Origin of the sequence: Pelagibius sp., from assembly GCF_028281305.1 — a bacterium.
In the GTDB taxonomy this organism is placed as follows: Bacteria; Pseudomonadota; Alphaproteobacteria; order Kiloniellales; family Kiloniellaceae; genus Pelagibius.
The window spans coordinates 1-17,487 of record NZ_JANQKD010000025.1 but is presented as its reverse complement, the minus strand read 5'-3'; the positions used below and the strand labels follow the sequence as shown (position 1 = coordinate 17,487).

The 17,487-nt window shown below is 67.0% G+C and carries 19 protein-coding genes and 1 tRNA gene; 9 read left to right on the top strand and 11 right to left on the bottom strand.

The features are described from left to right. From Q0982_RS07285 to Q0982_RS07270, 4 genes are all read right to left on the bottom strand, one after another. A partial coding sequence (locus Q0982_RS07285; RefSeq protein WP_299393598.1) for a DNA translocase FtsK 4TM domain-containing protein occupies positions 1-1,209 on the bottom strand: 1,209 nt, incomplete at its 3' end. A gap of 3 nt (positions 1,210-1,212) precedes the next feature. Further along, positions 1,213-2,466, bottom strand: a complete 1,254-nt coding sequence (locus Q0982_RS07280) for an aminotransferase class I/II-fold pyridoxal phosphate-dependent enzyme (protein WP_299393595.1) — start codon at positions 2,464-2,466, stop codon at positions 1,213-1,215. Between the two features lie 380 nt (positions 2,467-2,846). After that, positions 2,847-4,220, bottom strand: coding sequence for an ammonium transporter (amt, locus tag Q0982_RS07275; RefSeq protein WP_299393592.1), 1,374 nt, complete (start codon positions 4,218-4,220; stop codon positions 2,847-2,849). Positions 4,221-4,241: 21 nt separating this feature from the next. Then, a complete protein-coding gene (locus Q0982_RS07270; protein ID WP_299393590.1) occupies positions 4,242-4,580 on the bottom strand; it encodes a P-II family nitrogen regulator in 339 nt (112 codons plus the stop codon). Positions 4,581-5,067: 487 nt separating this feature from the next. On the opposite strand from Q0982_RS07270, the gene Q0982_RS07265 reads away from it, so the two are divergent. Beyond that, the gene (locus tag Q0982_RS07265) at positions 5,068-6,390 is read left to right on the top strand and encodes a UbiH/UbiF/VisC/COQ6 family ubiquinone biosynthesis hydroxylase (RefSeq protein ID WP_299393588.1); all 1,323 of its coding nucleotides are present in this window, start codon (positions 5,068-5,070) and stop codon (positions 6,388-6,390) included. 73 nt (positions 6,391-6,463) lie between these two features. Here the strand turns inward: Q0982_RS07265 and Q0982_RS07260 are convergent, their stop codons facing one another. Next, entirely contained in the window at positions 6,464-7,102 is a 639-nt protein-coding gene (locus tag Q0982_RS07260) for a formyltransferase family protein (protein WP_299393585.1), read from the bottom strand. A gap of 149 nt (positions 7,103-7,251) precedes the next feature. Then, positions 7,252-8,499, bottom strand: coding sequence for a Xaa-Pro peptidase family protein (locus Q0982_RS07255; RefSeq protein ID WP_299393584.1), 1,248 nt, complete (start codon positions 8,497-8,499; stop codon positions 7,252-7,254). A gap of 225 nt (positions 8,500-8,724) precedes the next feature. Here Q0982_RS07255 and Q0982_RS07250 point away from each other — a divergent pair, with 225 nt between their 5' ends. Genes Q0982_RS07250 through Q0982_RS07220 form a run of 7 tightly spaced genes read left to right on the top strand, consistent with a single transcriptional unit; the run spans position 8,725 to position 14,009 of the window. Then, positions 8,725-9,828, top strand: a complete 1,104-nt coding sequence (locus Q0982_RS07250) for a PP2C family protein-serine/threonine phosphatase (RefSeq protein ID WP_299393582.1) — start codon at positions 8,725-8,727, stop codon at positions 9,826-9,828. Next, entirely contained in the window at positions 9,825-10,265 is a 441-nt protein-coding gene (locus Q0982_RS07245; protein ID WP_299393581.1) for an ATP-binding protein, read from the top strand. Before Q0982_RS07250 ends, Q0982_RS07245 begins: the two co-directional genes overlap by 4 nt. Before the next feature lie 4 nt (positions 10,266-10,269). Further along, positions 10,270-10,602, top strand: a complete 333-nt coding sequence (locus Q0982_RS07240) for an STAS domain-containing protein (RefSeq protein ID WP_299393578.1) — start codon at positions 10,270-10,272, stop codon at positions 10,600-10,602. 9 nt (positions 10,603-10,611) lie between these two features. After that, positions 10,612-11,403, top strand: coding sequence for an ABC transporter permease (locus Q0982_RS07235; RefSeq protein WP_299393576.1), 792 nt, complete (start codon positions 10,612-10,614; stop codon positions 11,401-11,403). Positions 11,404-11,407: 4 nt separating this feature from the next. Next, positions 11,408-12,292: an ABC transporter ATP-binding protein gene (locus Q0982_RS07230; RefSeq protein WP_299393573.1), complete on the top strand. Its 885-nt coding sequence runs from the start codon at positions 11,408-11,410 to the stop codon at positions 12,290-12,292. Between the two features lie 5 nt (positions 12,293-12,297). Continuing rightward, on the top strand, positions 12,298-13,329 hold the full coding sequence (locus tag Q0982_RS07225) for an MlaD family protein (RefSeq protein WP_299393570.1): 1,032 nt from the start codon (positions 12,298-12,300) through the stop codon (positions 13,327-13,329). An 11-nt stretch (positions 13,330-13,340) separates the two neighbouring features. Beyond that, a complete protein-coding gene (locus Q0982_RS07220; protein ID WP_299393569.1) occupies positions 13,341-14,009 on the top strand; it encodes an ABC-type transport auxiliary lipoprotein family protein in 669 nt (222 codons plus the stop codon). A gap of 41 nt (positions 14,010-14,050) precedes the next feature. On the opposite strand, the gene Q0982_RS07215 is transcribed toward Q0982_RS07220, so the two are convergent. From Q0982_RS07215 to Q0982_RS07195, 5 genes are all read right to left on the bottom strand, one after another. Beyond that, complete coding sequence (locus Q0982_RS07215; RefSeq protein WP_299393566.1) at positions 14,051-14,443, bottom strand: DUF971 domain-containing protein; 393 nt, start codon at positions 14,441-14,443, stop codon at positions 14,051-14,053. 45 nt (positions 14,444-14,488) lie between these two features. Further along, positions 14,489-14,671 (bottom strand): Trm112 family protein, encoded by a 183-nt coding sequence (locus tag Q0982_RS07210; RefSeq protein ID WP_299393563.1) that lies wholly within the window; start codon positions 14,669-14,671, stop codon positions 14,489-14,491. A 53-nt stretch (positions 14,672-14,724) separates the two neighbouring features. Next, entirely contained in the window at positions 14,725-15,387 is a 663-nt protein-coding gene (locus Q0982_RS07205; RefSeq protein WP_299393562.1) for an LON peptidase substrate-binding domain-containing protein, read from the bottom strand. Between the two features lie 26 nt (positions 15,388-15,413). Next, positions 15,414-16,352, bottom strand: coding sequence for a thioredoxin (gene trxA / locus Q0982_RS07200; RefSeq protein ID WP_299393561.1), 939 nt, complete (start codon positions 16,350-16,352; stop codon positions 15,414-15,416). A 280-nt stretch (positions 16,353-16,632) separates the two neighbouring features. Beyond that, a complete protein-coding gene (locus Q0982_RS07195; RefSeq protein WP_299393560.1) occupies positions 16,633-17,178 on the bottom strand; it encodes a prolyl-tRNA synthetase associated domain-containing protein in 546 nt (181 codons plus the stop codon). Between the two features lie 233 nt (positions 17,179-17,411). Here Q0982_RS07195 and Q0982_RS07190 point away from each other — a divergent pair. Beyond that, positions 17,412-17,486 (top strand) — tRNA-Gly (locus tag Q0982_RS07190). Position 17,487 lies beyond the last annotated feature (1 nt).

Sequence of the window (17,487 nt, the reverse complement as noted above, 5' to 3'; positions counted from 1 at the left end):
CAGGTCGTAGCGGGTGACCACCGGGCCGGGGCGCACCTTCACGATCTCGCCGCGCACGCCGAAGTCCTCCAGCACGGTCTCCAGGATGCGGGCGTTCTTTTCCAGGGAGTCGCGGTTTAGGGCCTGGCTCTTGCCGACGTCGCGCGGCAGGTCCAGCAGGTTCAGCGGCGGCGTCTCGTAGGCGCCGGTGGCGCCGAGGTCGAAGCGGCCCTGTACGGCGGCCTTGGCGCGCTTGCCGGGGCGGGCGCGGCGCGGCTTGGGCGCGACCAGTTCCGCCTCTTCTTCCTCGTCGAAGGCCGCCTCCTCGTAGGCGGCTTCGGCGGTTTCCGTCTCTTCCGGATCGAAGTCGTCTTCGTCCAGGCGCGGCTCGACGCGATGGCGCCCAGATTGGCGCTCGGCCTTGCGCCTGAGCGCGCGGGCCTCGCCCGGTTCCGCGCGCGGCTGGCGCTGCACGGCGCGCCGCAGGCCGCGGCTGGCCCCGCCGAAGACCCAGGCCACGCCGCCGCCCAGCACCCGCCATTCCTCGCGCGTCAGGCCGAGGGCGAAGGCCAGGGCCGAGACGCCCAGCACGAAGGCGGCCAGCGCCAGGGTCCAGAAGGGCATGCCGAGAAAGAGGCCGAGTTCGGTCAGCGTCAGGTCGCCGACGAAGCCGCCCAGCTTGTTGTCCAGCGGCCAGGAGGCCGGGCGCGGCAGCGATTCCAGCGCCATGGCCAGAAGAATGAGCCCGGCGGGATAGGCCGCCAGACGCCACCACCAGCGGCCGGGCAGGTGACGCTCGCGGATCAGGCGCCAGCCCCAGGCGAAAAGAACCAGCGGCGCCAGCAGACCGGCAAGGCCCAGGGTCTGCATCACGAGATCGGCGGTGTGGGAGCCGAAGAGCCCGAGCGGATTGCGCACGGTCGCAGCCCCTGCCGGATTGCCCACTGCGCTTTCGGCCGCATTGTCCAGGGGGACCGCCAGCGTTCCGTCGGGCGCCACGCTGTCCGCCCCCAAGGTACCCGGTGCGGCCGTGCTGGGACCGACCGCATCGTTCCAGGAGGGGTCCTGCGGGTGATAGGTCAGGCAGGCCAGAAAGACGGCGAAGGCGAAGACCGCCAGCAGCAGGCCGGCGAACTCGATCGCACGCTTCTTGAAGAACTCGGATGTGCCGCTGGGCAGCAGCGGCGGGCGGGCCTCGCGGGCGCCGGCATTGCCGAGGCGCAGGACCATGGCCTAGCTCCCTGCTCCGACGGCGGCCGCGTGGGGCGCCGTCGCGCCGTCCCGGGCCAGAACGTCGACAATGCGCTTCAAGCCGTTCTCCGTGGTCTCGGCGTCATAGACCAGGGCAACGCGGATGTAGGGCCGGCCCGGGTTGTCGCCGGAGGCATCGGTCTCGCTGACATAGGCGCCGGGGACGACCCGCACCCCGGCCTCGCGCCACAGCGTGACCGCGGCAGCTTCGCCGTCGCCGACGTCGAGCCAGAGGAAGAAGCCGCCGTCGGGCTTGCGGAAGCCGAAGCGGTTGCCCAGCAGCCGTTCGGCGATGGCGAAGTTCTCCCGGTAGTACGCGCGGTTGGCCGCGACATGGCTCTCCTCGCGCCACAGACGCGTGCCGGCCGCCAGGATCGGCAGCGGCACACCGGCCCCGCCGACCCTCAGCGCCATGTCCAGGCCGTCGATCAGCCTGGCCGACCCGGCGGCAAAGCCGCAGCGCAGGCCGGGGGCGGAGGAGCGCTTGGAGAGCGAGTGAAACACCAGCACCCGGTCCAAGGCCGCCTCGCCACGGCCGGTCAGCGCTGCGGCCTGCAGGGCGCCCGCCGGCGCATCGCGATCGTAGATCTCGGCATAGCATTCGTCGAAGGCGACGATGAAGTCGTGACGCCGCGCCAGCTCGATCAGGCGCCCCAGGGCCCCGACGTCGGCGGCGGCCCCTTGCGGGTTGGAGGGTGAGCAGAGGAAGCAGAAGACGGCCCGGTCCAGGGTCGCTGTGTCCAGCGCCGCGAAGTCCGGCAGGAAACCGTTTTCGGCCGTGGCCGGCACGAAGACCGGCTCGGCCCCCGCCGCCACCGCCGCGCCGGCATAGACGTGATAGAAGGGATTGGGGATCAGCACCACCGGCGGCGCCGCAGCATCGTGGTTTTGCGCAGCGGCCAGCAGGGCGAAGAACAGCCCCTCGCGGCTGCCGGGCAGCGGCTGGATCGAGCGGTCTTCGGCGATCAGCCCCTCCGGCAAGGCAAAGCGCCGGTTCAGCCAGTCGACGCAGGCGGTGCGGTAGGCTTGCGTCCCGCGCGGCGGCGGATAGCGCGACCAGGTTGCGGCCGCGGCGGTGATCTCTTCGGCGACGAAGGCCGGCGGCTGGTTCTTCGGCTCGCCGATGGACAGCAGAATGGGCTCGCTACCGGGTGCACAGCCGGGGGCAATGCCGTCCAGCAGGCTGTTCAGCTTGGCGAAGGGATGAAAGGCTTGCAGCGAACGGCGGTCGGCCAAGGTGCTTTCTGTCCTCAGGATTCGGAGACTGCTGTCGCCCGGTTGTCTTCGGCGGCCCGGGAGGTAATCGTCCGGGCGGCCCTCCCGGAGGTGGTACAAAACGCAAACGATTCTAACGGCCCGGCCGCGCCCTCACAAGCGCTGCTGCCGCTCCTGCGGGGCGGCATTCCAGTCCATAGCAGAAAGCCTGCCGCGCGATTTGGGCAAAAAAAGGGCCCGGAAGCGGCGCTTCCGGGCCAGTTTGGCAGAGGAAAATCACATCCGCATCAAGGGGCGGCTCCGCGAAGAGCCGGTCTTTTTGCCGATGCAACCACCTGAGTAATCACGTTCAATCTCTCTTTCAGAGGCCGGCTTACAGAGGCCGGCTTACAGAGGCCGGCTTACAGAGACTGGGAGCCGTGGCCGAACTCGGGATAAGCCTCCATCCCCAGTTCCGCCTTGTCGAGGCCCATCTCCTCGCCTTCCTCGTCGACCCGGAGGCCGATGGTGAACTTCAGCGCCAGCCAGACGATGGCGCTGGTGATCACCATGAAGGCGCCGATGGCGATAATGCCGATGACCTGGGTCACGAAGTCACCGTTACCGAACCACAGTCCGACCGCAAGCGTGCCCCAGATGCCGGCCACCAGGTGGGCGGAGATCGCGCCGACCACGTCGTCGACCTTCAGCTTGTCGAAGAGCGGGATCGCGAAGACCACCAGGGCACCGCCGATGGCGCCGACAACGAGGGACGTGAAGTGGTTCTGCAGGTCCGGTCCGGCGGTGATCGCCACAAGGCCGGCAATCGCACCGTTCAGCGCCATGGTCAGGTCGATCTTCTTGTAGACCAACTGGGTCAGGATGATCGCCGCGACCACGCCGCCGGCCGCCGCCAGGTTGGTGTTCACATAGACGATCGCCATGGCCGAGGCGTCGAGGGCGGAGCCCAGGGCGAGCTGCGAGCCGCCGTTGAAGCCGAACCAGCCGAGCCAGAGGATGAAGGTGCCCAGCGTCGCCAGCGGCAGGTTGGCGCCCGGCATCGGGTGGACGGAGCCGTCGGCGCCGTACTTGCCCTTGCGCGGACCCAGGATGATGGCACCCACCAGGGCCGCCCAGCCGCCCACGGAGTGGACGATGGTGGAACCGGCGAAGTCGGAGAAGCCGCGCTCGGCGAGCCAGCCGCCGCCCCACGTCCAGGAGCCCTGGATCGGGTAGAGGAAGCCGGTCAGCACGACAACGAAGATCATGAAGGGCCAGAACTTGATACGCTCGGCCAGGGTGCCGGAGACGATGGAGGCAGCAGTGGCGACGAAGACCATCTGGAAGAACCAGTCGGACATCACCGAATAGCCGTTGCTGGTCACCGCGGCGATCAGTTCCGGCGTCGCCTCGTCGGCGCCCAGCAGCGCTTTCTCGGCATCGCTGGTGTTGTAGAAGCCGCCGAAGGAGCCGAAGTAGCCGCCGTCAACGCCGCTGTACATCAGGTTGTAGCCGATCACGTAGTACATGATGCCGGCGATGGAATAGAGGGCGATGTTCTTCAGGCAGATCGTCGCCGTGTTCTTGGTGCGCACCAAGCCGGATTCCAGCATCGCGAAACCGGCGGCCATCCACATCACCAGAAAGCCGCTCACCAGGAAGGCAAAGGTATTGAAGACGAAGGCCGTTTCTTCGCTGACCTCCGCGCGGGCCGGCGTCGTCGCCAGCAGCAGCACGGCGCCCGCGAGGCCCGTCAGGCTCGCCGTCCGCGTTATGGTTTTTCCCAGAACTCCCATGTCTTTCGATCCCTTCTTGACTTAAAGCGCCTCGGCATTGGTCTCGCCGGTGCGGATGCGCACGGCGTGGCCAATGTCCATGACAAAGATTTTTCCGTCGCCGATCCGCGCCGTGTTGGCGGAGCTCTGGATCGTCTCGACGACTTGCCCGACGAGCTCGTCCGAGACCGCGACTTCGATTTTCACCTTGGGAAGAAAGTTCACCGAGTATTCCGCCCCACGGTAGATCTCGGTCTGCCCCTTCTGCCGGCCGTAGCCCTTGACCTCGCTGACCGTCAGGCCCTCGACGCCAATTCCTGTGAGCGCTTCGCGCACATCATCCAGCTTGAACGGCTTGATGATGGCCATAACCATTTTCATGACCAGGCTGTCCCCTTCTCCTCTCGCGCACCCTTCTCCCGCAGCGCGCCTGCAGGGGCCCCTCGGTGCACAGGGGGCCCGGCGGCCGGCGACCCGAAAACCGGCGGCTGCCCGCCCTCAGGGAGTCAAGAAGCGTGCCAAGTGGATGCTGCAGCGCAAAACAGACGGATTCCCGACGCTGTGGAGACGAGGCCGGCGCCGGGGATTTGCGGCCCTGGCGCGTCATTGCTGCCAATTTTTTAGGCAATTATGAAGCGCAGGTTAAAAATTGGGCAGTACACATGCGAATTGCCGTGCCGCTGGCGTCCGGCCCATCCTTGCCCCGTATCCTGGCTTTGCTCTGTATCCGGGCCCGAGACCCCTCTCGCCATTGCGCCCTGCGACAAGCGGCGCCTGGACAATTGCGGGCGCCCGCGCGATAGCTGGAGTGCAGAAGAACTGTGGCGGGCGCCGCCGACTGGCCGCTGTCCCGCCCAACGGAGGGCCGATGGCGGAGCGAGTTGAGACCGAGGTGCTGATTGCCGGCGGCGGCATGGTCGGGCTGACCCTGGCGGCGGCCCTGGCCAAGGCCGGCGTCGCGGTCATGGTGGTCGATCGGCTCGACCCGGCGGCCATGCGGGAAGAAGCCTTCGACGGCCGCGGCTCGGCCATTGCCCGCGGCTCCCAGCAGGCGCTGGCCGTCACCGGTCTCTGGTCGGGTATGGCGGCTGCGGCCTCGCCGATCCTCGACATCAGAATCTCGGACGGGTCGCCCGTTGGGGAGCCCACGGAGGTTGCCCGCCGCGGCGGCGCTTCCGCTCTCCATCTGCACTTCAGCCATGGCGACGTCGCCCAGGAGACCGGGCGGGGCGCGAGCCCTGCGGCGGCCCCGCCCCTGGGGCATATCGTCGAGAACACGGTGATTCGCCGGGCCTGCCTGGCCCGGGCTGCCGAACGCGACAGCCTCGACCTGCGGGCGCCGGCGGAACTGACCGAGGTGGCGCGTGGGCCCAAGGGGGTCACCGCGCGGCTCGGCGACGGTACCGCGGTTGCAGCGCGGCTGCTGGTGGCGGCCGACGGGCGCGGCTCTGCGCAGCGCCGGGACGCCGGTATCAGGGTCACCCAGGTCGGCTATTCCCAGACCGGGATCGTCGCCACCGTGGCCCACGAGCGCCCGCACCACGGCGTCGCCCACGAACACTTCCTGCCGGCCGGGCCCTTCGCCCTGCTGCCGATGAACGATGCCGAGGACGAAACCGGCCTGATGGTCCACCGCTCGTCGCTGGTATGGACGGAGCGCAGCGATCTGGCCCCGGCCATGCTGGCCCTCGACCGCGCCGGCTTTGCTGCGGAGATGCAGCGTCGCTTCGGCGACTCGCTGGGGCGGCTCAGCCTGTGGTCGGCCAGGACCTGGTCCTACCCGCTGTCGCTGCTGCACGCCGAGCGGATGATCGACCAGCGCCTCGCCCTGGTGGGCGACGCCGCCCACGGCATTCATCCCATCGCCGGCCAGGGGCTGAACCTCGGCCTGCGCGACGTGGCGGCACTGGCCGAGTCCATCGTCGACGCCCGCCGCCTCGGCCTCGATATCGGCAATCCGCAGGTGCTGGAGCGCTACCAGCGCTGGCGGCGTTTCGACACCCTGGCGCTGATCGCGGCGACGGACTCGCTGAACCGGCTGTTTTCCAACGACCTGCCGCCGGTGCGCCTGCTGCGCGATCTGGGCCTGGCGGCGGTGAACCGCATGCCGCCGCTGAAGCGCTTTTTCATGCGCCACGCCATGGGCCTGGTGGGCGAGCTCCCGCGCCTGCTGAAGGGCGAAGCGCTTTAGAAGTGCGGGACGGGCGTGGAGTGACCGCAGCGACGGTCGGCTCACGATGATTGCCGCCGGTTCGTTTTAGATCCTATCCGCGTTGGGCTGTGTCTGCATCTGTGCGCGGGTTCGGGGTTCGCCCCTGTAAGTCTTTTGCGCCCGCACGGCTTTGGCGCTGATACTCCGGGCGCCTGAGTTGGCTTACTGGGGTATCCCAGCCCTGCGGCAGCGCAATCCTGTCGCGATCGCGCAGCCGGTAAGAGGATCCCTCACCGGACTGTTGTGTCCTCGGCGCACGACCGTTGCGCAACGCGGGCCAAGCGTCGCGAAACAGCGCAGCAGCAGCTACTTGAAGCTTGTCGTAGGATGAGCGGAGCGTTTCGCTCTCGTCCATGTCCACAAGCCGCTGGGCGATTATGTCCCCGGTATCGATGCCGGCGTCGACGTAGTGCAAGGTCACCCCGTGAGGCTCACCGTTCACCCAGGCCCAGAGGTTCGGATCCGTGCCGCGGCCCCAAGGCAGGTAGGAAATGTGCAGGTTGACGATCCGGTCCTTGAACACTGTCAGTTCAGGCTCGCGGATAATCCGCTGGTGCCCGAAGCAGATAACCCAGTCAGGTTCTCCCTCAATGCGATCGGATACGAAGGGCTTGTCACCTGTTGCTTGGATCGACCGAACGATGGATTCGGGATAAGGGGAAACGACCAGACACTGACGATGGAAAACCATAGCGCGAATGTACCACGCGCATTCTAAAAGAGAAATACTCGCTAAGATTGATCAAATTATATGAATCAATCAAGTAGTGTCGTCATCGCAGGCGTCTCAATCAACTTTTGCGCGCTGTCCAACGCGTAAATGCGTAGCGGCTTTAGTGGTCACACCTCCCGCAGCAGCAGGCGCTCCTCGAACGGGAAGTCGGAGAGCAGTTCGGCACCGTCCGACGTGATCAGCACCTGCTGCTCCAGCTTCACGCCCTCATGGCCGCCCTCCTCGCCGATGTAGCTTTCGACGCAGACGGTCATGTTCTCCTCGAAGACGCCGTCGTAGCCGGCCTTCTCGAAGTCGCGCTGATAACGCACCGCGGGATACTCGTCGCAGAGCCCGACCCCGTGCACCACGACGGAGTAACGGTTGGCGGCGCAGGAGGCCGGCAGCTTCCAGGCGGTCTCGGAAAGCTCGCGGAAGCTGAGGCCCGGCTTCAGCAGCGCGGTGTTGGTGTTGATCTGCTCCCAGGCGAGCTGATAGAGCCGCCGCTGTTCGTCGCTCGCCCGGCCGTCGCCGCAGAGGAAGGTGCGGGAGATGTCGGAGCAGTAGCTGTAGGGGCCGATCATGTCGGTGTCGAAGCTGACGATGTTGCCGGCCTGTATGGCGTAGTCGCCGCATTCGCGGAACCAGGGATTGGTGCGCCCGCCGGCGGCCAGCAGGCGGGTCTCGATCCATTCGCCGCCGTTGGCGGCGTTCACCTGATTGAGGATCGCCCAGAGCTGGTTTTCCGTCATGCCCGGCGTGAGCTGGCGGTGCATCTCCGCCATCGCCATCTGGCAGACCGCGACAGAGGTGCGCATGGCCTGCAGCTCCTCCGGTCCCTTGATCACCCGGGCCAGCTCCATCACCTCCTGGCCGTCGTGCAGCGTGATGTTGTGGGCCTGCAGGGCGGCGACGCCGAAGGGATCGCACTTGTCGACGGCCAGGCGCCGGTTGCCGCCGCCGTAGCGGGTCACCAGGTCGGCCAGCTCCGCTGCCCAGGCTCCAGCCAGTTCCTCCGAGCGCTGGCCGGCCTCGAAGTAGAACCACGAGGTGGCCGGGCGCACCTCGTCGATCACCTCGATGTCTGCGGAGAGGTGTTCGCAGTTGTGGAAGTCGAAAATCACAACCGGCCCCTCGGTTGCGACGAAGCAGTAACGCACGGGATTGTGCAGGCACCAGACCGCCATGTTGCGGCTGTCGCAGGCATAGCGGATGTTCATGGGGTCGTAGAGCAGGGCGCCCGCATAGTCGTGGCGCCGCAGTTCGGCCCGGACCCGCGCTAGGCGATAGGCCCGCAAGGCGCGCAGATCCAGTCCGGCCGTCGTGCTCTCATGTCTGCGGTCTGCGTCCTGCGTCGTCTGCCCGTCGGGTGCCATGGCCGTCGCTCCGCTGCTTTGGGATCTCGCATCGCAAAGCTTGCCAGCGCAGGAGGGACCTTCTTGTCCGCCCGCGACTTCGCCCATGGCGGAGATGACAAAGGCTGCCCGGCGAGGGGCCGTGCTGGGAAGCCGGTCTGAAGGCCTCACCAAAGGGAAGGTTAACCTTTCGCCAATAGAATGGCCGGCGACGCAGCGCGTGGGGGAGCCGGACGCAGTAAGCCGATGTCGGATCAGCAATACCGCAAGGCGCCCGATGAAATCGGCGGCGACCTCTCCGATCGCCTGACGTTTCTCGCAGACCTGAGCAACCGCCTGGCCGGCGCCGAAGATGCGCCGGCGGTGCTGGAGGCTGCCTGTCCGGGCGCCCTGGCACGGCTCATGACGGTTGGCGGTGCTCCCGCGGCTCGGACCTCAGGGCCCCCGGCCGCTGCGCCGGCGCAGGCTGAGTTCGACAGGGTCGTAACGGGCCTGGCGAAGCTTGCGCTCGAAAACGCTGCCCTGCGCGAGCGCCTGATCGAGCAGCTGCGCGTCGGCGACAGCATCGCGACGGCAGCGGATCTGCAGCAGAGCCTGCAGCCGGACTGCGCGCCGGGCCATCTGCCGATCTGGGGCGTCAACCGGCCGGCGCGCAAGGTTTCCGGCGACTTCTTCGACTTCTACCGTCTCGACGACGGACGCATTGCCTTCGCGCTGGGCGATGTTTCCGGCAAGGGCATGAACGCAGCCCTGCTGATGGCCAAGGCCATCAGTCTCTTCCGCTGTCTCGGCAAGCGCATCGACCGGCCCGCGAAGCTCCTGGAGGCGATCAACGCCGAACTTTGCGAGACCGCGACGCGGGGCATGTTCGTGACCATGGTGGCCGGCCACTATCAGACCGGCAGCGGAACGATCTGCCTGGCCAACGCCGGCCATCAGCCGCCGCTGCTGCGCGGCCGCGACCGCAGCTACACCGCCTTTCCCGCCTCGGCGCCGCCGCTCGGCATTCTGCCGTCCATGCAGCTCTCGGAAGAGCACATCGACCTCGGCGGCGGAGAACTTTACGTCTTCACCGACGGCCTGACGGAGTACCGCTACGTCAGCGGCGAGGAACTGGGCGTCGACGGCCTGATTCAGCTCATCGAATCCCTCTCCGAGGCCCCGCTCGCCCGGCGCCTCGAGACCCTGTTGCAGAACCTGGAGCAGGACGAGGGCTGGGAGGTCCGCGACGACCTGACGGTCCTCGCCATCGACGACTCCTGGGTTCAAGCCGATGCGGTCCAGGCCGATGGAACCCAGGCCGACGCCGGTTCGGAGGCCGCGGCAGGTCAGCCGCGGAAAACGGAATGACGGCGCAGAGGATCTCGGGCGCTGGCACGGAGAGCCTGCTGGAGCTGCATTTTCCGGCGCGTGCCGACCGCATGGTCATGGTGCGCGACAGCGTGCGCAGCGCGGCCCGCTACTGCGGCTTTGACGAACAGACCGTCCAGGACATCGTTCTGGCTGTCGGCGAAGCCTGTCAGAACGCGATCCTGCACGCCTATGCCGGCTGTGCCGAGGGCAGCATCGTCGTCGCCATGCTGCACGGCCCGGAGGGGCTGATCCTGCGCGTGACCGACTTCGGTCAGGCCATCGATCCGGCGGCCTGGAAACCGCGCGACCTCGGCGACCTGCGGCCCGGCGGCCTCGGCATTCACTTCATTCAGGAACTGATGGACAGCGCAGACTTTGCCCCCGCCCCCGGCGGTGTCGGCAACGTTCTGCTGATGACCAAGAAAAGGGCATAACAAGATGAGTCAGACGATCCGCGAAGAGAGCGGCAAGACGGTTGTCGAACTGGGCGGGGAGATCGACCTCGACCGCGCGCCCCATGTGCGCCGCATCCTGCTGGACTGCGTGGCGCGGGGCCGCGACCTGCTGGTCGACCTGTCGCAGGTCAGCTACATCGACAGCTCGGGGATCGCAAGTCTGGTGGAGGCCTTGCAGAGCGCGGGCAAGGGCGGCACTGCCTTCGGCCTGGTCGCGGTCAGTCCTCAGGCGCTGCGCGTCTTCGAGCTGGCCCGCCTCGACCAGGTCTTCACCATCCATCCCGACATCGATACCGCCTTGAAGGCGGCCGGTTAGGCGCGCGCCATGCTGCGGTTTGCCGAAGGCATCGGGCGGGGCGTCGTGCGCGGCGTCGAGGAGGTGGGCTTCGCCGGCGCGCTCTTCGCCGAGTCGCTGTTCTGGGCCTTTGCCGGCCCGGCGCGGCGTCAGCCGGTGCGCCTGCCCGCGGTCTTCGCGCAGATGATGCAGATCGGTATCGAGGCGCTGCCGATCGCCACGGTGCTCGCCGCGACCATCGGCATGATGCTGGCGATCCAGAGCCTCTACAGCCTCGGCCTCTTCGGTGCCGAATCCTTTGCCACCATCGGCATCGCCCTTTCGGTGGTGCGGGAATTCGCGCCGCTGATCATCGGAATTCTGATCGCTGGCCGCTCCGGCTCGGCGCTTGCGGCGCGATTCAGCACCATGACGATCAATCAGGAAGTCGACGCGTTGCGCGTCATCGGCATCTCGCCGGTGCGGTTCCTCGTTGCTCCCTCGCTCTTTGCGATGATGATCATGGTTCCCGTCCTGACTATGTGGGCCAACATCGTCGCGCTGACGGCTGCGGGCCTCATGGTGACGGCGAGCCTGGAAATCTCCCTGGCGGCCTACCACGCCGACGTCCTCGCCGCGCTCTCGGTGAACGATCTCGCCCACGGCCTCGGCAAGAGCGTGCTCTTCGCTGCTGTGGTTGCGCTGGTCTCGGCGGTGAACGGTGCGCTGGCCGATGGCGGCGCCGAGGGGGTCGGGCGGCGGACGACACGGGCGGTGGTTCACTCCATCGCTGCCATCATCATGGTCGACATGATCTTCGCCTTCGTGGTCACCAGCGGGTAGCGCCATGACGGATCGCAGCGACACAAGAGCCTCGGAACATCTGCAGACGCAGGCTGCCGCCGCGCCAGTGGTTGAGGTGGAGAACCTGCAGGCGCACTACGGCGAACGGCAGGTGCTGCACGATATCGGGCTCACCGTGTCGCCGGGGGAGATCATGGTGATTATGGGCGGCAGCGGCTCCGGCAAGTCGACCCTGCTGCGCCATCTTGTCGGGCTTACGCGACCGACGGCGGGGCGCGTCGAACTGCTCGGTCTCGACATCACCCGGGCCCGCGCCATGGAGATGATGCGCCTGCGCCGCAAGCTCGGCGTCGCCTTTCAGGGCGGGGCGCTCTTCAGTTCCATGACGGTTCTCGAGAACGTGATGCTGCCCTTGCAGGAGCACACGCAGCTTGACCGCAAGACTATGGAGATCATGGCCCGCCTCAAGCTGGAGGTGGTCAACCTGGCGGAGGCCGAGGCAATGATGCCGGCGGAGCTTTCCGGCGGCATGCTGAAGCGCGCGGCCGTGGCGCGGGCCATTGTGATGGACCCGGCGCTGCTGTTCTTCGACGAGCCCTCGGCCGGCCTCGATCCCGTGGTCTCCTCGGCGCTCGACGATCTCATTCTGAAACTGCGCGATGCCATGAACATGACCATCGTCGTGGTCACCCACGAACTGGAAAGCGCCTTCAAGATCGCCGACCGCATCACCGTGCTCGACCAGGGCCGCATTCTTCTGGTCGACGACGTGGCCGGCGTTCGGCGGTCCGAAAATCCGCGCATTCAAAACCTGCTGAACCGGCGCTCCGAGGAGACGGAAGTCGACGCCCGGTCCTATCTCCGGCGACTCACCGGAGAGGCGCCGCTGGCCCCGGTACTGCACAGCGAAGACTCAGGAGTCTCTTGAAGACCATGCGACACCAAGGACTGAATTACGCCCTGGTCGGCGGCTTTGTGATCGCGATGCTGGTGGCTGCGGTCGCTGCCATGATCGCGCTCAGCGGGGGTGCGGGGCCGCGCGACCGTTACACGATCGTGTTCGACAACGTGGCCGATGTGAAGTTCGGAACCCAGGTCCGTTACGAGGGCTTTCCCGTCGGCCAGGTCGAGGCCATCGAACCGGTTGCCGTGGATGGCGCGATGGCCTTTCATCTCGATGTCTCCGTTCAAAAGGGCTGGGTCATTCCAGCCGACAGCGTGGCCCGCATTCACAGCTCTAAGTTCCTGGCCGCCAAGACGGTGGAGATCACGCGGGGCGAGTCCCCCACCAGCCTGTCTCCCGGTGCGCAGATCGCCTCCGCGCCGAGCGCCGACATGTTTGCGGCCATGGCCGATATCGCTGGCGAGGTCGGTGTGCTCTCCCGCGAAGGTCTGCAACCGCTGCTCGCCCGGCTGGGCGAATTGGCGGTCAATGCCAACCGGCTGATCGACAGCGACGTGGCCCCCTTGCTGGGCTCCCTGAACACCGCCGCCGCCGGCGCCCGCGGCGACGTGCCGGCGATCACGAACGAACTGCGGATCTTCAGCGAGCGGCTGAATGCCACGCTTGCATCGGTACAGGCCCTGCTTTCCGAGCGCAACGTCGCGGGGATCAATCACACGGTCGAGAACATCGAAACCGTGTCGCAGAACTTCGTCGAGATCACCGCAGCAGTGCAACATACCCTCGGGCAGCTTGACGGCATCGTCACCGATCTGCAGCAGGTCGTCGAAAGCAACGAGGCCAACGTCAACGACTCGCTGGACGACACCCGCTACATCCTGCGTTCCATCGCCCAGAACATCGATACCATCAACCACAACCTGGCCGGCACGACCCGCAACATGAACGAGTTCAGTCGCCTGATCCGGCAGAACCCCGGGCTGTTGCTGGGTGGCTCGCCGCCGCAGGAGGTCAACGTCGAAACGACCGCGCCCTCGGGGCCGATCCGGAGGGACAACTGATGGAGCGGATGATGAAAGGAGCAACGGCGAAGCTTCTGCCCGCGCTCTTGATTGCGCCTTTGCTGGCCGGTTGCCTCGGTGCCGCGCCCCCGGTGCCGCGCGACCACTACTACCGGCTCCTCGTGCCGACGCCGGCGCAAAGTGCACAGGAGGCGCCGCTGTCCGGCGTCATGGCGGTCGAGCTTCTGCAGGCCGACGGGCTGCTGCGCGAGCGCCCGCTGCTGTACAGCGAAAGCGGCCAGTCCTTCGAGCTGCAGCAGCACCACTATCACTATTGGAACGACGCGCCGCCGCGTATGCTGCAGGACCAGATGGTCGCCTATCTGCGGCGCAGCGGCGTGGCCGGACTGGTGGTGACGCCCGACATGCGGATCCGCGCCGATTACCAAGTCAGCGGCAAGGCCAGGCGTCTCGAGCGGCTGCTCGGCGGTGGGCCGCCGCGGGTCATCGTCGAAATCGAACTGGCATTGCTGCGCCTGGCCGACGGCCGTCTGCTGGTGGTCGACAGCTACGTAGCGGAAGAGCCGGCGGAAAACGACAGCGTCGAGGCCGCGGTGGTCTCGCTCAATCGCGCTACGGCGCGGGTGTTCGAGCGCTTTCTTTCCGAGGTTCGCGCGGCGGCCGCCGGCGATGCCGCCACCCTCCAGTCAGGCAGGCAGCGGGTCCCGAGCGGGGGCTGAGCGCCGGGGGCTGAGCGTCGGGGGCTAAGCGCCGGGGCGCTTCAGGGGTCGCGGCTGAGGCCTTTTGCCGCGAGGTTGTCGAGATAGGCCTGCCAGAGGCTGTCCTGTTCGCGGCCCAGCTTGTGCAGGTACTGCCAGGAAAAGATGCCGGTGTCGTGCAGGTCGTCGAACTTGATGCGCACGGCGTAGTTGCCCACCGGTTCGATCGCCATGATACCGACATGGCGGCGCCCGGGTACGATCTGCTTCTGGCCGGGTCCATGACCCTGCACTTCGGCCGAAGGGCTTTCGATGCGCAGGAACTCGGCGGGAAAGGTGAAGGTCTCGCCGCTGTCGAAGCGGATCACCAGGGCTTTGTCTTCCGAGACATAGCGGATCTCTTCAGGCCAGTGGGCGCTGCCGAAGTCCTGCTGGTTTTCCTCTTTCACCGTCATTTTGCGTTCACCTGTCTTGCCCGGGTACCTGCTTTACATAGGGACTCAGTCGTCCAGGCGCCGCGCTTCGTCGACCAGCATGATCGGGATGCCGTCGCGAATGGGATAGGCCAGCCGCGCCTGGCGGCTGATCAGCTCCTGCGCCTCGGCGTCATAGTCCAGCGGCGCCTTGGTCAGCGGGCAGACCAGGATCTCCAGCAGCTTGGGGTCGACGGTGTTCTGGCTCATGGCGTTTCTCGGATCTTGCGGGTCTCGGGCCTTGCAGGCGCCCGTGCCCGCGCTCAGTGGTGTTTGGTTTCGCTCTCGCCGTCGCCGCTGCCGTGAGTCGCCATCTCCATGATCGCGGTCAGGGTCTCGGCACGCTCGGTCAGGGTCATGGCTTCCAGCAGGGCCTGCTTCTCCGGCGCCCCCAGCGGGCAGATCATGGCCAGCGAGGTGACCAGGCGTTCGTCGCCGGTCTGTTCGATCGCCTCCCAGTCGCCCTCGATGGAATTGGCTTCGAAGTAGGCGCTCAAGACTTCGACCAGGCGGTCGCGGTCGATGGTGCCGGTGTCCTCGCTCATGTCGTTGCGGAAGCGCTCGTAGTTCGGCTCCACCAGCCGGTAGCTGTCCCCCGGCAGTTCGCGGACGAGATCGAAGCGGATGAGGCCGGAGAGCGTCACCAGATAGCGGCCGTCGTCGGTCTCGTTGAACGAGGTGATGCGGCCGGCGCAGCCCGTTTCATAGACCTTCGGCACATCTTGGCTTTCGCCGTTCTCGACGGGCTGCACCATCCCGATCATGCGGTTGGAGGCCAGGGCATCGTCGAACATCGCCAGGTAGCGCGGCTCGAAGATGTTGAGCGGCAGGCGGCCGCCGGGCAGCAGCAGCACCCCGCCGAGAGGGAAGATCGGCAGCACCCTCGGCAGATCATCGTAACTGGGATCGAAAGCGGTTCGGCTCATGGTACCTGAAGGAAAGGACCTGCGGGTCAGGAGAACAGCAGCGAGGACAGGCGGCGCCGTGTATCGATGGTCAGCGGGTCGGTCGGCCCCCAGGCCTCGAAAAAGGTCAGCAGCTGCTTGCGCGCTTCCTCGTCCTTCCAACTACGCTGGCGGCGCACGATTTCCAGCAGTTCATCGGCCGCAGCCTGCTTCTGGCCGCTTGCGTGCAGGGCCAGGGCGAGGTCGAAGCGCGCCTGATGGTCGTTGTGATTGGCCGCGACCTGTTCCATGAGCTTGGGAACTTCTCCGGCGTCGCCGGCCTGGGCCTGCAGGTTCAGCTGGGCGGCGACGGAGGCGAAGGCCGGGTGCTGGTGCAGCTCCTCGGTCAGGCCGTCGAACATCTCCTGGGCGGTCTCGGTGTCGCCGCCGGCCAGATAACAGCCGATCAGGCCGGCCAGCGCCTCGGGGTTTTCCGGTTCGTGCTGCAGCACCTGGGAGAACAGGGCGGAGGCAGCCCCGGCATCGCCGGCTTCGAGCGCGGCCTGGGCCTGCTCGATGGCCTGCTCGATCGGGCTCGGGCCGCGCCCGGCCTCGCCGGCCTTGCGCAGACGGTCGACGAAGGCCTTGACCTCGCTTTCCGGCTGCGCGCCCTGGAACCCGTCCACCGGCTGGCCCTGAAAGAAGGCGTAGACCGTGGGAATGGACTGGATGCGCAGCTGCGCGGCGAGCTGCTGGTTCTCGTCGATGTTGATCTTCACCATGCGCACGGCCCCGCGCGCGGCCTGCACGGCGGCTTCCAGCTGGGGGCCAAGCTGCTTGCAGGGGCCGCACCAGGGCGCCCAGAAGTCCACGATCACCGGCACCGACATGGAGGCCTCGATGACGTCCTGGGCGAAGGTCTGCTGAGAGCCGTCCTTGATCACATCCTCAGCGGCGCCGCCTGCCATGCCCAGGCCCGCGCCGTCGCCACCGATTATCGGTTCCATATCTCGTCTTCCGTCTGCTTTCTGTTGATTTCGCGCGCCATGAACCGGATTGCCTGCCGACTAGGGCCCAGAGCGAGGGCCGAGAGAAGACCGTTCAGGCGCCACACCCGAGGCGTTCTGCCTGGCCAGCAGTGGACCGCCTGCTCCTCATCACCATAAATGGCGGCTTTCGGCTGCCGAAGCAAGCCCACCCGCTGTCGCAGCCCGCCCAAGGCTTCCCTCCCGGGCCTTCACCGCCGCGCCGCTCCGCAGACCGGCCGCCGGCGCCGGTCCGCATCGATCAGTCCATATCGAGCATCTGGGGGTTGTGGTTCTCCGCCTCCAGGAAGCGCAGCAGATCGTCCGGGCTGATGGCCGTGGTGCGGTCATTCATCAGAGGATGGCAGTTGACGAGGTCGTGCGCCATCACGCCGCTGTCCAGCACCATGGTGACGGCCTGTTGGCTGTCGTTGATCACGGCAAAGGGCGTGACCGAGCCGGGCAGGACCCCCAGGTAGGTCATAAGCCGCTCAGCGCTGCCGAAGGAAAAGCGCCCGGCCTCCAGCCTCTGGCCCAGGGATTTCAGGTCGATGTCCCGGTCCTCCAGGCAGGTCAGCAGCCACATCGCCCCCTTCTTGTTGCGCAGGAAGAGGTTCTTGATGTGGGCGCCCGGCAGCTCGCCGCGCAGGGCCTTGGCCTGCTCCACGGTGTAGACCGGCGGGTGGGACACCGTCCGGGCCGTGATGCCGAGTCCCTCCAGGCGCGCCAGCAGCGCCTCCGGTGAGGTCGGCAGGGCCGCTTCCCCAGCGCCTTGCTCGGCGCCTTGATTGCTGCCGGTTTCGGCCATGGCGGTCCTCCTGTGGGGTGATCTTCCGGGCGTTCAGCCTTGCGGACGTTAAGTCTTGGGTAGGGAAAGGCTAATAGCCTTCGATCCATGGCTCGGGCAAGCGCTTAGGGGTCACATCCCCGGATGGCGCCTCTCGGGGGCGCAGGCACCGGGCCGAGGCGCGCAGCGCCGGGCCCGCACGAAAGCGGGCTTGCAAAGCCGGGCGAAAGGGGGTATCTCCCCGCTTCGCCGATGCGGGCGTAGCTCAGGGGTAGAGCACAACCTTGCCAAGGTTGGGGTCGTGAGTTCGAATCTCATCGCCCGCTCCAG